Below are 15472 nucleotides of genomic sequence, written 5' to 3'. Positions count from 1 at the left end.
CCCCACGCGGCCCACTCGTACGGGTCGCCGCGGCCCACTCGTACGGGGCCCCGCGCGGGCTCGCGCTACCGGCCGCCCGGCACCGTGACCGACCTCGGGTCGAAGCCGAACGGCAGCTCCAGCCGGTGCGCGGCCATCAACTCGCCGTCGCACAAAAGCTCCTGCGTGCCGCCGTCCGCCGCGATGACCCCGTCGCTGAGGACGACGGAGCGCGGGCACAGCTCCAGCGCGTACGGGAGGTCGTGCGTGACCATCAGCACAGTGACGTCCAGGGCGCGCAGGATGTCGGCGAGTTCGCGGCGCGAGGCCGGGTCGAGGTTGGAGGAGGGCTCGTCGAGGACGAGGATCTCGGGGCGCATCGCGAGCACGGTGGCCACGGCGACGCGGCGGCGCTGCCCGAACGAGAGGTGGTGCGGCGGGCGGTCCGCGTACGCCGCCATGCCGACCTGGGCCAGCGCGTCGTGCACCCGCGACTCCAGCTCGGCGCCGCGCAGCCCGGCCGAGGCGGGCCCGAAGGCCACGTCCTCGCGGACGGTCGGCATGAAGAGCTGGTCGTCGGGGTCCTGGAAGACGATGCCGACGCGGCGGCGGATCTCGGCCAGGTCCCGTTTGCCGACGGGCAGCCCGGCGACGGTGACGGAGCCCGCGCCCGCCGTGAGGATGCCGTTGAGGTGGAGGACGAGGGTGGTCTTGCCCGCGCCGTTGGGACCGAGCAGCGCGACGCGCTCGCCCCGCTGGACGGTGAGGTCGACGCCGAACAGTGCCTGGTGGCCGTCGGGGTACGCGTAGGCCAGCCCGGCGACCTGGAGCGAGGGGGCGGAGGGGGACGTGGGGTGCGGGTGGTGGTTCGGGCGGGGGTTCGGGTCGGTCACAGCAGCCATCCCAGCAGACAGATCGCGAGGGCGGAGAGCGGGAGCGCGGCGGCGCGGCGCCACTGCGCGCCGGACGCGGTCACCTCGTCGATGACGGGCATCGAACCGGTGTAGCCACGGCTGACCATGGCGAGGTGTACGCGTTCGCCGCGCTCGTAGGAGCGGATGAACAGGGCACCGGCGGACTTGGCGAGCACGCCCCACTGCCGTACGCCACGGGCCTCGAAGCCCCGGGAGAGGCGGGCGATGCGCATGCGGCGCATCTCGTCGGTGACGACGTCCCCGTAGCGGACCATGAACGAGGCGATCTGGACGAGCAGCGGGGGCAGCCGCAGCCGCTGGAGCCCGAGGAGGAGTTCCCGCAGCTCGGTCGTCGAGGCCAGCAGGACGGAGGCGGCGACGCCGAGGGTGCCCTTGGCGAGGACGTTCCAGGCGCCCCACAGCCCCGGCACGGACAGCGACAGCGCCCCCAGCACGGGCACGTCAACCTCGGTCCGCTGCCCCTCTGCCACGAACGGCATCAGCACGGCGAAGGCGACGAACGGCACCTCGATCAGCATCCGCTTCAGCACCCGCGCGGGCGCCACGCGGGCCACGGCGGCGACGGCCGCGAGCAGCACCGCGTACAGCCCGAAGGCCCACATCGCCTCGCGCGGCGTGGAGACGACCACGACGACGAAGCAGAGGACGGCGGCGAGCTTGCAGTGCGGCGGCAGGGCGTGCACGGGCGAGTGCCCGTGCTGGTAGAGCAGATGCGCGTGTCCGGCGCCCATGTCAGACCTGGCCGCCTTGGCTGCTCTGGCTGCTGTCCTGGCTGCCCTGCCCGGCCTGGCCGGGTTCGCTTCCGGACGCGGAGGCGGAGGTGGACGTGGATGTGGATGTGGATGTGGGCGACGTTGATGTGGCGGCGGCCGTGCGGCGGCGTACGACGAGGAAGACTCCCGAGCCGACGGCGAGCGTCACCCCGACACCGATGACGCCCGCGAGGCCGCCCGAGAGGCGGGAGTCCGCGATGTCCTTGACGCCGTAGTCGGCCAGCGGGGAGTCCTCGGCGGCGTGGTCCTCCGCCTTCTTGTCGATGCCGTTGTCGGCGGCGACCTTCTCCAGGCCGTCGGGGCTGGCGGACGCGTAGAAGCTGACGACGCCCGCGCAGACGAGGGCAGCGACGAGCCCGGCGAGCCAGATCCGCCACGTGGCGCGGCGGCCCGTAGCCGTCGCGCCGGCCTCCTCCGCGTCCGGGCCGGAAGCGGAAGTGGAAGCGGAAGCCGGGACGGAAGTGGAAGCGGAGGCGGCAGGGGGCGTGCCCTGAGCGCCCGAGCCGGGGGCCGCGGGTGCCGCCGGGCTCACCACGCGCAGCGCGAGCGGCGAGGCCATCACGTCACGCGCGCCGTGCACGAGGTCCGGGCGTACGGCGACGACGGCGCCGACGGTCAGCGCCGTGATCGCGGCCTCACCGATGCCGATCAGCACATGGACCCCGACCATCGCGGCGAAGACCTTGCCGAGCGCGACATCAGCCGTGCCGCCGAGCGCGTAGACGAGGGTGAAGGCGACGGCGGCGGCGGGCACGGATATCAGCGCGGCGACGAACGAGGCGGCCGTGACCGCGCCCTTGCGTGCGGGACCCGTGCCCTTGCCGCGCGCCAGGACGCGCAGCAGGCCGCGGAAGATCCCGTACGCGACGAGGACGGTCACCACGCCCATGTCCGTGATGTTGACGCCCAGCGCGGTCAGCCCGCCGTCGGCGAAGAGGATGCCCTGCATCAGCAGGACGACGGCCACGCAGAGCACGCCCGTGTACGGGCCGACGAGTATCGCGGCCAGCGCACCGCCCAGCAGATGGCCGCTCGTACCGGCCGCGACGGGGAAGTTGAGCATCTGCACGGCGAAGATGAACGCCGCGACCAGCCCGGCCAGCGGCGCGGTCCGCTCGTCCAGCTCGCGGCGCGCACCGCGCAGCGAGACGGCGACGGCACCGGCGGCGACCACGCCCGTCGCGACGGATACGGGTGCGTTGATGAATCCGTCGGGGACATGCATGCGGCGCTCCGGTTCTCGACACTCCCAGCTCTGACGGCTGGCTGCGCAACCGTTTGATGATAGTCGCTACCTGCAAACCCTTTGCAAGAGTGCCTTGTGCGCGACTACGGAGCGGGGTGGGACGGGACCGGGGCGGGGTGGGACGGGACCGTCAGCGGTACTGGCACACGTAGACGGGGTGTGCGCCGACGCACGTCCGGTGCGGCGCGACGGCGGAGCCCTTCGTGGAAGCCGTCGCCGAGCCCGTCGTGGAGCCCGTGGGCGCGGTCGGCGTGGGGCTGCGCTCCGGTATGTGGCTCGGGCTGGGCGAGGGCGCGGGCGACGAGGGCTCTTCCGAGGGGGAACCGGAAGGGGATCCGGAAGGCGAGTCCGACGGGGTGTCCGAGGGAGAGTCCGACGGGTCCCGCGAGGGCTCGGGCGTCGGGCTGTCCGAGGGCCCGTCCGTCGCGGGGCTGTCCGAGGGGGAGCCCGACGGCGACTTCGGCGGAGGGTCCGAAGGGGAGTCCGGGGGCTCGTGCGAGGCGGGCCCGTCGGAGGGCGCCGTCGAGTCCTCGGGCTCCGCGGACTCCGGGCGCTGCGCCGGATCCGGGCGCTGCGCGGGCTCCGTGGTCTCCTTGGACTCCGCGCGTGGGTAGCGCGTGTCCGGGTGGCCGGTCGTCTCCGTCGGGTCGGCGCTTCCGGGGCCGGGGGTGCGCTCCCCTGACCCGTCCGCACCCCCGTAGGAGGAGGACGGGGGCGCCGTCGACCCGCCGGAGCCCTGGGCACGCTCGCCCGCAGGCTGCCCGTGCCCCGTGACGGCCAGCCCGGCCACGGCCACGGTGCCGACGGCCGCGAGGCCCACGACCCCCACCGTGGCCTGCGTCGGCAGCCTCCCGACCGCCTCCCTGGCGAACCGCAGGGGCCCGAGCACGACGCCCGAGACCCCGGACCCGCCGGAACCGGAAGCCGAACCGGACCCGGACCCGGAGGACCCGGAACCCGCGTCGGAACCCGAGGCCGCGCCCGCCCCGGCCAGCGCCGCCAGGACCTTCGCGCCGCCACCCGCCAGGACCACCAGCAACGCGGGCCCGACCAGCGCGGGCAGCCTGTCGTTCGCGCGCATCAGCAGCGCCATCCGCTCCCGGCAGTCGGCGCACTCCCCCAGGTGCCGCTCCAGATCGCGGGTGGCGCGGTCGGAGCCCATGCCCCGCACATGCGCGGGCAGCCGCTCCCAGTGCGCGGCGCAGGCGGCGTCCCTCGGGGTGCCGGGCTGCTGGCGCAGGAACCCCTGGCGCAGTCCTTCGCGGGCCCGGTGCAGCAGGACGGCCGTCGCGTTGCGGCTGGAGCCGAGCGTGCGGCCCACCGCCTCCAGCGGCTGGTCCTCGGCCTCGGCCAGCCACAGCGCCTTCACCTGCCGCTCGGGAAGCTGCTCCAGCACCCTGGCCAGCAGGTCCACGTAAGCGACCCGCTGCCCCGGGTCACCGCCGGACCCGGCGCCCGGCCCGGACCCCGGGGCCAGCCCGCGCGGGGTCTCGCGGGCCTGCGCCGCGCCGACCGTCAGGGCGAGATTGCGCACGACGGTACGGAGGTAGGCGGGGACGTTCTCGACCTCGTACCCCGAGGAGATCCGCCGCCAGACCCGGAAGTGGGCCTCGGCGACCAGGTCCTCGGCCAGCCAGCGGTTGGCCGTCAGGGTGCGCGCGTAGGAGACGAGCCCGGGATGTTCCTCCTCGTAGACGCGCGCGTACGCCTGCGCGTCGGGGACAGCACCGGTGTGGGCGTCGGCTTCGGCCCCCTCGGCGCGGTGTCGGGGGTCGTTCATGGCAGGAAACTCCCTTGGCTGGTGCGACTTAAACCGTAAGTGCTATTTAACCCATTTAGAGGTGGCATGGGTCACATTCCGCCAGCCCTGTGGCACAGCTCACCCCGTTTTCCGGGTGACCCCCGTAATGCACCACGCGTCTCACAGGTCGAAGGGGCAACACGGAGCTGTGCGGCTCCGCCGCCCCCGACACCAGAGGAGCAGACGATGTCCGCAGTCATCGACCACATCGCACAGGCACGCCTGATCGCTCAGCCGCCCGCCGGGCGGACACTGAGCGCTGCCCTCCGGTACGACGGTGGCGACCCGCTCGCCGTCCGGCTCGTCTTCCCCGCCGACGCGTCCCTCGACGGGGCCGAGGTGACCTGGGCCTTCGCCCGCGATCTGCTGATCGGGGGGCTGCGCGCCCCCTCGGGCGAAGGCGACGTGCACGTCTGGCCCTGTGGACCCGACCGTACGGTGATCGAGCTGCGCTCGCCGGAGGGCGTGGCCCTGCTGGAGTTCCGCAGCGCGGATCTGCGGCACTTCCTGCTGCGCTCGTACGACGTCGTGGCCCCCGGCAAGGAACCCCTGCGGCTCGGGCTCGAACGCGGGCTCGCCGCACTGCTCAGGGGTGTGCAGCCATGACCACCGGGCACCTGACCCACGGCCGCCCCGGCGCCCCGCCGACGCCGCCGACATCGCCGACGCCGCCCCTGGCGACGGCACCCGCACCGGCGAACGCCCCCGGCGCCCCCGGCCCCGGCGTCGCCGCGGGCCGTGACGGCGGCGACCTGCACGCGACGGCCGACACCCCGTACGGGCTGCGGCTGCTGATCGGCGACGTACGCGGCAAGGGCCCGGAAGCGGCCGGGGGCGCGAACGCGCTGCTCGGCGCCTTCCGCACGGCCGCGCACCGCGCGCCCACGCTGCACACTCTCGTCGACATGCTGGAACAGGCCATGCTCCGGCACACCTCGCGCCGCGAGGGGCCGCTGGCCGACGAGCACTTCGCCTCCGTCGTGGCGGCCGAGCTGAACCCCGCGACCGGCGTGCTGCGCCTGCTCAACCGGGGCCACCCCGCGCCCCTGCTGCTGCGCCCCGGTGACCCCGGAGACCCCGGAGCCGCGTCGGGGCACGGCACCGTACGGGCGCTGAAGCCGGTGCGGCCCGGTCTGCCCCTCGGGCTGCGGGCGCTGGCTCCGGCGCGGGGTGCGGCCGGTACGGTCGCGCTGGCCTTCCCCGAGGAGGCCACGCTCCTGCTGATGACGGACGGCACGACCGAGGCCCGCGACGCGCGGGGCGCCTTCTACGACCCCGTGCGGCGGCTGGCCCCGTACGCCGCGAGCACCCCCGCCGAGCTGGTGCGGCACCTGCGCCGCGACGTGCACGCACACACGGACGGCCACGTCAGGGACGACATGGCCGTGCTGGCGATGCGCCCTTCGCGGGCGCGGGCCGCCACCTCCCGCTGGGAGACGGCCACCACGCCTTAGCCGCCTGGGCCGGGCGGGCCGGGCAGCGCGAGGGGGACCCGGCGCACCGCACCGGGTCCCCCTCGCCCCCCGTCGGACCGGGGCCCGTCAGACCCCGCTCGACTCGTGGTCGCGCTGCCTCGGGATCCACGGCTTCGGCGCGGGCCCGCCGGAACCGCCACCGTCACCGTGACCACCGCCGCCACCGTCCTCGGGCGCTTCCGCCTCCAGTCGCCGGCGCAGCTTCTCGCCCTCCACGTCGACGTTCGGGAGGATGCGGTCGAGCCAGCCCGGCAGCCACCACGCCTTCTTGCCCAGCAGCGCGAGCACGGCCGGGACGATCGCCATCCGCACCACGAACGCGTCGAAGAGGATCGCGACGGCGAGGCCGAAGCCCATCATCTTGATCATCGCCTCCGAGGCCCCGATGAAGCCCGCGAAGACGCTGATCATGATCACCGCAGCTGCCGTGACGACGCGGGCGCCCAGCTCGAACCCGGTGACGATGGCCTGCCCCGGGCCCTCCCCGTGCACATACGCCTCGCGCATGCGCGTCACCAGGAAGACCTCGTAGTCCATCGCCAGGCCGAAGATGACCCCGACCATGAAGATCGGCATCATGCTCATGATCGGCCCGGTCTGCTCGACGCCGATCAGCCCCGCCAGCCAGCCCCACTGGAAGACGGCCACCACGGCACCCAGCGCCGCCAGGACCGACAGCAGGAAGCCGAGCGCGGCCTTCAGCGGGACGAGCACGGAGCGGAAGACGAGCATCAACAGCAGGAAGGCCAGCCCGACGACCAGCGCCAGATAGGGCACCAGCGCGTCGTTCATCACCTGGGAGAAGTCGATGGTGACGGCCGTCGCGCCCGAGACCAGCACCTTCGCGCCCGTCGCGGACTCGATGGAGCCCGCCTGGTCGCGGATGGCGTGGACGATGTCCTCGGTCTTCGTGCTGCTCGGCCCCGAATCCGGGATGGCGGTGAGGGTCGCGGTGTCGCCGGTCTTGTTGAAGACGGGCGGCGCGGCGGCCACGACGCCTTCGGTCTTCGCGACCCGCTCGCCGACCTCACGCGCCGCCGCCTTCGGATCGTCGCTCTGCCGGGTGTCGACGACCACCATCAGCGGCCCGTTGAAGCCGGGCCCGAAGCCGTCGGACAGCAGGTCGTACGCCTTGCGCTGCGTGGTGTCCGCCGGCTGGTTGCCCTCGTCGGGCAGGCCGAGCTGCATGCTCGCGGCCGGTACGGCGATGGCGCCGAGGCCCAGTACGGCAACGGCCAGCACCATCAGCGGACGGCGCAGCACGAAACCCGCCCAGCGCGCGCCCGCCGGGGGCCTGGCGCCCTCGGCGCGCCGGGCCGGTACCCCGGTCTCCGGGTTGGCCTTGCGCACCTTGCGCCCGTAGATGCGCTTGCCGACGAGGCCGAGCGCGGCGGGCACCAGCGTGATCGCCACGAGGACGGCGATGACGACGGTTCCCGCTGCGGCGAGGCCCATCTTGGTGAGGACGGGGATGTTGACGACGGCGAGTCCCGCGAGCGCGATGACCACCGTCAGCCCGGCGAACACGACGGCGGAGCCCGCCGTGCCCACTGCCCGGCCCGCCGCCTCCTCGCGCTCCCGGCCCCCGGCCAGCTCGGCGCGGTAGCGGGAGGCGATGAACAGGGCGTAGTCGATGCCGACCGCGAGGCCGATCATCATCGCCAGGGTGGTGGTGTTGGCCGACAGGCCGAGCGGAGAGCCCAGCACGGCGATGCCCGAGATGCCGATCATGACGCCGATCAGCGCCGTGATCAGCGGCAGCCCGGCCGCCACCAGCGAACCGAAGGTGAGGACGAGGACGACGGCGGCGACGGCGATACCGAAGATCTCGCCGTTGCCCATGTCGGGCTCGGTCAGCAGCGCGTCGCCGCCCGTCTCGACGGTCAGCCCCGCGTCGCGCCCGTGCTGGGCCGCGTCCTCGATGCCCTCGCGGGTGGCGTCGGTGAGGTCGGTGGTGGCGACCTTGTAGGTCACCGAGGCGTAGGCGGTGGTGCCGTCCTTGCTGACGGCGCCGCTCTTCGGCGCGAACGGGTCGGAGACGGCGGCGGCCTGCCCGCCGCCCAGCTCCTTCACCGTCTCCTGGACGGCGGCCCTGTTGTCGGCGGCCGTGATCTTCTCGCCGTTCGGGGCGCGGAAGACCATGCGGGCCGTGGCGCCGTCGGCGTTGGCGTCGGGGAAGCGGTCCTCCAGGAGGTCGAAGGCCCGCTGGGCCTCCGTTCCGGGGAGCGCGAAGTCGTCGTCCGGTGGACTGGAAGCGGTGGAGGCGCCCACTCCGGCGGCGACGAGCAGCGCCACCCATATGAGGGCGACGAAGCGGCGCCGCCGGAAGGCGAGTCTGCCGAGCTTGTACAGGAACGTGGCCACGAGCGTGTTTCTCCGGTCTCGGATCGGTATGGACGGAAGACGAAAACGGAGACTGACGTCCCGGGTGGGGGGCCACGGTCGTGCCACGGGTGTCAGCTCATGCCAAAAGACGCCGCCTCGCACGATCAGGGTGAGCGCGGGGACGGAATGAGGGGTACGTCACAGGGTGAGGGTGAACCGTACGAGTTGCCGGAGGGCGGTTCGCCGCGAAACATACCTTTCATGGCGCATCCAGCACGATGTCCGGCTTCTTCCTCGACGGGATACGCGACGGGGTGTCCCCGGACCCTTATGACGGCGCATGGCCATGGGGGAACCCGTGACCGCCGTGACTGAGGGGGACGTCTACCTCCGGTACCCGCACCTGCACGGCGACCTCATCTGCTTCGTCGCCGAGGACGACCTCTGGGTCGCGCCCCTCGTCCCGGACCCCGACATGTCCAACACCGCGCCCCCGTCCTCCCCGTCGGCCACCGACCGCAAGGCGCGCCCCTGGCGGCTGACCGTGGACAGGACACGCATCGGCACCCCGCGCTTCTCGCCCGACGGCACGCACATCGCGTACACCAACTGGCGCAGCCTCGATCCCGAGGTCTATCTCGCGCCCGTGGACGGTGGCCCCGCGCGGCGGCTCACCTACTGGGGAGCCCGCGACACCCGCGTGTGCGGGTGGACGCCCGAGGGGGACATCCTCGCCGTCGCGTCGCACGGGATGCCCTTCTCGTACTACACGTGGTCCTACCGCCTGCCCACCGACGGCAGCCCCGGCAGCCGCCTGCCGTGGGGGCCCGTCGCGGACATCGCCGTCGCCGAGCTGGACGGGGAGCGCAGGACGCTGCTGCTCACCGGCAAGCCCCCGCACGAGCCCGCCGCCTGGAAGCGGTACCGGGGCGGGGCCATGGGGAAGCTGTGGCTGCACGGGGACGAGGTGCTGCCGGGGATCGGGGGGCATCTGGACTCGGTGATGTTCGTGGGGTCGCGGATCGCGTTCCTCTCGGACCACGAGGGCGTCGGCAACCTGTACTCCTGCCGCCCCGACGGCTCCGACCTGCGACGGCACACCGACCACGCGGACTTCTACGCCCGCCACGCGTCCACCGACGGACGCCGCGTCGTCTACCAGTGCGCGGGCGACCTCTGGCTCGTCGACGACTTCTCGCGCACCGGCACCCCGCGCCGCCTCGACGTCCGGCTGGGCGGCCCGCGCGCGGGCCGCCGTACGTACCAGGTACCGGCCGCCGCCAACGTGGACTCCCTCGCCGTGGACCCGACGGGGCGGGCCAGCGCCGTCTGCGTACGCGGCAGCCTCTACTGGCTCACCCACCGCGACGGCCCCGCGCGCACCATCGCCGACACCCCGGGCGTGCGCGTGCGGCTGCCGGAGATGCTGGGGGACACGGGGCGGATCGCGTACGTGACGGACGCGGACGGCGAGGACGCCGTCGAGATCGCGGACCTGCCGCGCGCGATGCGCCCGCGCCCGCCGCGGCGGCTGGCCGCCGGGCTGCTCGGGAGGGTGCGCGAGCTGGTCTCCTCGCCCGACGGCGAGACGCTCGCCGTCGCGTCGCACGACGGGCGGCTCCTGCTGCTGGATCTGCGCGAGCTGAGCGCGGAGGACGGCGCGGCGGGTTCGACGGGCGGGGCGGACGGGGCGGGCGGGGCGGGCGCGGCGGGCGCGGCCGAGGGCCCGGTGCTGCGCAGAGCGGACGTCGCCCCGGAGGACCACCCGGCGCCGTCCTCCGGGGAGGAGCCGGAGCCCGGGGAGGAGGCGGCGTCCGGGAAGGAGCCGGAGCCCGGGGAGGAGCCGGAGCCCGGGGAGGAGGCGGCGTCCGGGAAGGAGCCGGAGCCCGGGGAGGAGGCGGCGCCCCCGTCACCGCCCGCGCCGCCCCGCGTGACCGTCACCGAGCTGATCCGCTCCCTCAACGGCCCCGTGCACGACCTCGCCTTCTCCCCCGACTCGCGCTGGCTGGCCTGGGCGCATCCGGGCGTCGGGCGCTCGCTCAGCCAGATCAAGATCGCGAAGCTGGACGGGAAGGGCCCCGTCCTGGACGTGACGGACGGCCGGTTCGAGGACGAGCAGCCGGTGTTCACGCGCGACGGCCGCTACCTGGCGTTCCTCTCCTGGCGCGGCTTCGACCCCGTCTACGACGTCCACACCGGCGACCTCTCCTTCCCGCTCGGCTGCCGCCCGTACCTCGTCCCCCTGTCCTCCGCGACGCCCTCGCCCTTCGCGCTGTCCCCGGAGGGCCGCCCGGCGGCTGGCGGCCTGGACCCCATGGACAGCGGCGGCGGGTACGGCTCCGTACTGGTGGAGGCGGAGGGGCTGGCGAGCAGGGTCACGCCGTTCCCGGTCACGGCGTCGAAGTATTCGGCGCTGCGCCCCGTTTCGGGCGGAGGCCTCATCTGGCTGCGGTTCCCGATCTCGGGCGCGCTGGGCGAGACGTTCGCCAACCCGGCGGACATGTCGGGGCGGCCCACCCTCGAACACTTCGACCTCGTCAAGGCCAAGCGCACCGAACTCACCGCGGACGTGGACTGGTTCGCCCTGAGCGGCGACGGTTCGCGGCTGGTGCTCAACGCCGAGGGCGAGCTGCGCGCGGTCCCCTCGTTCGAGACGCCCGACGCCGACTCCACGACGTTCATCGACCTGCGCCGCATCCTCCACGACGTGGACCCGGCGGCCGAGTGGCGGCAGGCGTACGCGGAGGCGGGACGGCTGATCCGCGCCTACTTCTGGGAGCCGGAGATGTGCGGCATCGACTGGGACGCGGTGCTGGAGCAGTACCGTCCACTGGTCGAACGGGTCGCCTCGCCCGACGAGTTCGCCGACCTGCTGCGGGAGGTGATGGGCGAGCTGGGCACGTCGCACGCGTACGTGGCGCCCGCGCGGCGCAACGAGGGCCCGCCCCACTACCAGCGCCCCATCGGGCTCCTGGGCGCCGACTTCGCGCGCACGCCCAGCGGCGAGTGGCGCGTGGCGCGCATCCTGCCCGGCAACTCCTCGGACTCCAAGGCGCGCTCGCCGCTGGCGGGTTCGGGCATCAGGGAGGGCGCCGTTCTCACCCACATCGACGGTCGGCCCGTCGATCCGGTGACCGGCCCGGCGCCGCTGCTGGCGGCGGCCGGGGGGACCACGGTGGAGCTGTCCTTCGTCCCCGTGGACCCGGGCGCTCCGGTCCTGCCCGAGGGGGTGCAGGGGGCGGAGGAAGCGGAGGAGGAGCCGCCCGCGAGGGTGCTGCCGCCGCGCCGTATCGCCGTCGTCCCCCTCGTCGACGAACGTCCGCTGCGCTACCAGGACTGGGTGGCCAGGCGGCGCGAGGTCGTCCGCGAACTGAGCGAAGGCAAGTGCGGCTACCTCCACATCCCCGACATGGGCGGCTCCGGCTGGGCGCAGTTCAACCGGGACCTGCGCATGGAGGTGGCCAGGCCCGCGCTGATCGTGGACGTACGCGGCAACGCGGGCGGGCACATCAGCGAGCTGGTGGTCGAGAAGCTGACCCGCACCATCCTCGGCTGGGACCTCGCCCGCGACGCACAGCCCGTCAGCTACGCCAGCAACGCGCCCCGGGGCCCGCTCGTCGCCCTCGCCGACGAGGGCACCTCCTCCGACGGCGACATGATCACCGCCGCCTTCCGCCTGCTGGGCCTGGGCCCGGTCGTCGGGGCGCGCACCTGGGGCGGGGTCGTCGGCATGACGGGACGGCACCGGCTGGTGGACGGCACGGTGATCACGGTGCCGATGAACGCGGCCTGGTTCGACGCGTACGGATGGTCCGTCGAGAACCACGGTGTGGCCCCGGACATCGAGACGGTGCGCACGCCCCTGGACTGGGCCGAGGGCCGTTACACGATCCTGGACGAGGCCGTCCGCACCGCGCTCCGCCTCCTGGACGAGCACCCCGCCGCCGAACCCCCCGACTACAGCGACACCCCCGACCGCCGCCGCCCACCCTTGCCGCCACGCGGGATGGGCGAGGGCTCGTAGCGCCGGGTGACGTCGATGGTCCGCGTCCGGGCGAGGACGTAGGCGTTCCCGTCCTCGAACTCCACGCGCTTACGGGCGGGATACACCTCCCGCACATCGCGGACACGGTGCGGGATGCCGCCCACGGCGATCACGTCACCGGGCCGGAGGTCGGAGGCGAGGACGGTGAGGGTGCGTACGAGAGGAGAGAGCACGGGGATCTCCGTCGGCGTTCGGGGTTCAGGGGGTGACCGGACGAGGACGCTCGCCCAGGGTGAAGATCAGGCACTTGCCGTGCGCGGTCGGCTCGGTCCGCCAGCCCGCCGCGAGCAGGTCCAGCAGTTCCAGCCCCCGCCCGTGCTCATCGAGCCGTGCGGCACACTGCCGTACGGGCGTGCCGTCGCCCCCGTCGTGCACCTCGATCTGCACGGCGCCGGAGGCGGGCGCGTGGCACAGGACGTAGAAGTCGCCCCCGGACGCCGCGTGACACACCGCGTTCGTCGCGGCCTCCGAGACGAGCAGTTCGACGGTGAAGGCGTCGACGGAGGGATACGCGGCATACGCCTCGGCCGCCCTCCGTCTGGCCCGCGCGACGGAACCGGGCACACAGGGAAACCGCTCGACCGCCAGCACGAACCCGCACATCATCAGGTCCTTCCGTCGCACGGACGGCGACCGCGCAGGGCGCGACCGCCCACACAGGGGGCAGGGATACGCACCGCGACGACGATGTTGCAGTGCGTGCGCGAATGAGTCTGATGCATACGGAGATTAATATGCAAGCTGCTTCGGAAAGCCGATCTTTACGGGCATCCGACCCCTGCTCGCGCGCTACGCTGACCGAGCAGGCGTGCCCAACTCCGAGGGAGAACTGACGTGTCGACAAGCGTCAACACCAACGCCCTCACGCTCCTGCGGAAGCTCGGTGAGGAACTGCGGCGCATCCGCCTGGAGGCCGGTTACCGGAAGCAGGTCGACGTCGCGGAGATCCTGGGCTGCTCGCAAGGCAAGATCAGCTACGTGGAGCGCGGCAAGCGCTGGCCCGACGCAGCTCTGCTGAAGGGCATGTTCGAGACGTACCAGGTCGACGACGTGAAACGCGCGGAGATCGAGGCCACGGTCAATGCGGGCAAGAGCATCCGCAACTGGTGGGACGACCCGGAGTTCCGCGACCTGTTCCCCGGCGACGCCCGCAAGCTCTTCCCACTGGAGGACTCGGCGGAGAAGATCTGGGCTCACAGCGGCACCTACGTGCCCGGGCTTCTCCAGACGCGCACCTACATCGAGGCCCTTGCCGAGTTCGGCCAGAAGGACGAGAGCGCGCTGCACCGAGAGCGCTTCGTGAAGGCCCGCGTGAAGCGGCAGGAAGTGCTCAGCAGGCAGCGCCCGGTACTCCTGAATGCCCTCGTCCTCGAAGCTGCCCTGCACGCAGTCGTCGGTGGTCCCGAGGTGATGAGGGAGCAGCTTCAACACCTCCGGCAGATGACGAGATATTCACACGTCACTCTGCGAGCCATTCCGTATTCCGCAGGTGTCGCAGCAGTATTCGGAACTCCCTTCACGGTGTTCGACTTCCCGGGATCGGATGATCTCAGCGTCGTCATCCGTGAAACGACCAACAACGATGACGTAACGGACGAGCCGTTCGTGGTCCGTCAGACACGGCGGAAGTTCGCCGACCTGGCTGCCCACGCACTGAGCCCGACCGAGACCACCTCTCTCCTCGAAGAAATCGAAAAGGCACTGTGAACCCTGAGAAGAGTGAACTTTACGCCGCACCCCTGGACAACCAGTGGGTGAAGTCCAGCTACAGCGCCAGCAACGGCGCCGACTGCGTCCGACTCATGCCGATCGACGGCGGCATAGCCCTGGACGACTCCAAGCGCCCCGACCTCCCCCCACTCCGCTACACCCCCACCGAAATGGCCGCCTTCCTCAAGGCAGCCAAGAACGGCGAGTTCGACCACCTCATCGAACCGTAGACCCTCATGGCGGGATGTCGGGCCGTCCCGATGCGGAGAACGGGACGGCCCGACAGGAATTCTCCGGTCCCCCTGACCGAAACGGCGACCTGCGGCGCCTTCACGCCGGAGGGATCCGCTGGCCGCGTCACAGTCCAGAAGTGGCGGACCGTCGATGCGATGTCGCCGTCAACGCCTGCTGCTGCGGTGGGAGCTGTGGTGGGAGCTGCGGTGGGAGCTGTGGTGACCGTGACCGGTCGTCGACTGGTGCGAGCCGCCGTGCGAGCTGCCGTGCGACTGCGCCGGCTGGGTGGCCATGGCCATCTGTGCCATGGAACCCGGACGGGGGACACCCGCGCGGTCGAGAATCCCCTCCATCCTCCGCTCGTAGTTCAACCCATTTTGCAGATACGGCTCAATGCTCTCGGAGTGGCTGCTGTAAGCGATCGCGTACCTGCGCTCGGCCCGCTCGTAATCGCTCGTGCGCACCCGATGCCCCTGCTGCCGCCGCTCCTGAAGTTGGGCAAACGCCTGGCCGGTCTCGTCGAGCTTCCTTCCCGTGACCTGGAAGTACGACTCCGAACTCCGCGCATCGGCGTACATCTGCTGCGTCTGTGAGTCCGCGTTGGCCAGGTAATGCTGGTTGGGGTCCCGCTCGTAGTTGTCTGCCCTCAGGTCCTCGAACTGATTCATCCTGTTGTACTGGTCCTGGGTGTAAAAACTGGGATCGGGCATGAGCTGAACCTCTCGTCGTGTTGTCCATGGAGTTACGAAAGTCGCGCGCCCGTGCCTTTGTGAAGCGTCCTCGGTCCACTACCGCGCACCGGAACCAAATCGCGCTTCACGGGCAGCGTGCGCCCCCTTTCACACTCGACAACGTCGAGAAAACGGATCGGTTCACCCCGAATTGGCGAAACGGGCACGATTCGGGCCTCCTCGCGGGCCCGTCCAGGCACGCCCAGGACACCCCAGGA

General features: G+C 72.5%; 13 protein-coding genes. 5 read left to right on the top strand and 8 right to left on the bottom strand.

All coding sequences use genetic code 11. From position 1 onward, the window contains the following. Positions 1–65: 65 nt before the first annotated feature. The 4 genes from ACWGJ2_RS13700 to ACWGJ2_RS13685 all read right to left on the bottom strand — a co-directional run bounded on the left by ACWGJ2_RS13700 (position 66) and on the right by ACWGJ2_RS13685 (position 4713). Entirely contained in the window at positions 66–881 is an 816-nt protein-coding gene (locus tag ACWGJ2_RS13700) for an energy-coupling factor ABC transporter ATP-binding protein (RefSeq protein ID WP_453346246.1), read from the bottom strand. After that, positions 869–1645, bottom strand: coding sequence for a cobalt ECF transporter T component CbiQ (gene cbiQ / locus ACWGJ2_RS13695; RefSeq protein ID WP_453346245.1), 777 nt, complete (start codon positions 1643–1645; stop codon positions 869–871). Before cbiQ ends, ACWGJ2_RS13700 begins: the two co-directional genes overlap by 13 nt. A 1-nt stretch (position 1646) precedes the next feature. Continuing rightward, the gene (locus ACWGJ2_RS13690) at positions 1647–2912 is read right to left on the bottom strand and encodes an energy-coupling factor ABC transporter permease (RefSeq protein ID WP_453346244.1); all 1266 of its coding nucleotides are present in this window, start codon (positions 2910–2912) and stop codon (positions 1647–1649) included. A 151-nt stretch (positions 2913–3063) separates the two neighbouring features. Continuing rightward, positions 3064–4713 (bottom strand): sigma factor, encoded by a 1650-nt coding sequence (locus ACWGJ2_RS13685; RefSeq protein WP_453346243.1) that lies wholly within the window; start codon positions 4711–4713, stop codon positions 3064–3066. A gap of 207 nt (positions 4714–4920) precedes the next feature. Here ACWGJ2_RS13685 and ACWGJ2_RS13680 point away from each other — a divergent pair, with 207 nt between their 5' ends. Together ACWGJ2_RS13680 and ACWGJ2_RS13675 are read left to right on the top strand one after the other, a co-directional pair. Beyond that, positions 4921–5340, top strand: a complete 420-nt coding sequence (locus tag ACWGJ2_RS13680) for an SsgA family sporulation/cell division regulator (RefSeq protein WP_453346242.1) — start codon at positions 4921–4923, stop codon at positions 5338–5340. Further along, positions 5337–6188: a PP2C family protein-serine/threonine phosphatase gene (locus ACWGJ2_RS13675; RefSeq protein ID WP_453346241.1), complete on the top strand. Its 852-nt coding sequence runs from the start codon at positions 5337–5339 to the stop codon at positions 6186–6188. The genes ACWGJ2_RS13680 and ACWGJ2_RS13675 overlap by 4 nt, the downstream gene beginning before the upstream one ends. Positions 6189–6275: 87 nt before the next feature. Here the strand turns inward: ACWGJ2_RS13675 and ACWGJ2_RS13670 are convergent, their stop codons facing one another. Beyond that, complete coding sequence (locus tag ACWGJ2_RS13670; RefSeq protein ID WP_453346240.1) at positions 6276–8573, bottom strand: MMPL family transporter; 2298 nt, start codon at positions 8571–8573, stop codon at positions 6276–6278. 328 nt (positions 8574–8901) lie between these two features. Between ACWGJ2_RS13670 and ACWGJ2_RS13665 the strand changes: the two genes are divergently transcribed. Next, complete coding sequence (locus ACWGJ2_RS13665) at positions 8902–12558, top strand: S41 family peptidase (RefSeq protein ID WP_453346334.1); 3657 nt, start codon at positions 8902–8904, stop codon at positions 12556–12558. On the opposite strand, the gene ACWGJ2_RS13660 is transcribed toward ACWGJ2_RS13665, so the two are convergent. Together ACWGJ2_RS13660 and ACWGJ2_RS13655 are read right to left on the bottom strand one after the other, a co-directional pair. Next, entirely contained in the window at positions 12492–12752 is a 261-nt protein-coding gene (locus ACWGJ2_RS13660; protein WP_453346239.1) for a hypothetical protein, read from the bottom strand. The two genes, ACWGJ2_RS13665 and ACWGJ2_RS13660, sit on opposite strands and share 67 nt — an antisense overlap. 25 nt (positions 12753–12777) lie before the next feature. Next, on the bottom strand, positions 12778–13203 hold the full coding sequence (locus tag ACWGJ2_RS13655) for an ATP-binding protein (protein WP_453346238.1): 426 nt from the start codon (positions 13201–13203) through the stop codon (positions 12778–12780). Between the two features lie 210 nt (positions 13204–13413). On the opposite strand from ACWGJ2_RS13655, the gene ACWGJ2_RS13650 reads away from it, so the two are divergent. Together ACWGJ2_RS13650 and ACWGJ2_RS13645 are read left to right on the top strand one after the other, a co-directional pair. Next, positions 13414–14286 carry a helix-turn-helix domain-containing protein gene (locus ACWGJ2_RS13650; RefSeq protein ID WP_453346237.1) on the top strand — a complete coding sequence of 291 codons (873 nt, stop codon included), beginning with the start codon at positions 13414–13416 and terminating at the stop codon, positions 14284–14286. After that, entirely contained in the window at positions 14283–14519 is a 237-nt protein-coding gene (locus ACWGJ2_RS13645; protein WP_453346236.1) for a DUF397 domain-containing protein, read from the top strand. Before ACWGJ2_RS13650 ends, ACWGJ2_RS13645 begins: the two co-directional genes overlap by 4 nt. Before the next feature lie 168 nt (positions 14520–14687). Here the strand turns inward: ACWGJ2_RS13645 and ACWGJ2_RS13640 are convergent, their stop codons facing one another. After that, positions 14688–15233: a hypothetical protein gene (locus ACWGJ2_RS13640; RefSeq protein WP_453346235.1), complete on the bottom strand. Its 546-nt coding sequence runs from the start codon at positions 15231–15233 to the stop codon at positions 14688–14690. Positions 15234–15472: the final 239 nt, after the last annotated feature.

The organism is Streptomyces sp. NPDC054796 (assembly GCF_053611545.1).
This window is presented reverse-complemented; position numbering and strand designations above follow the sequence as displayed.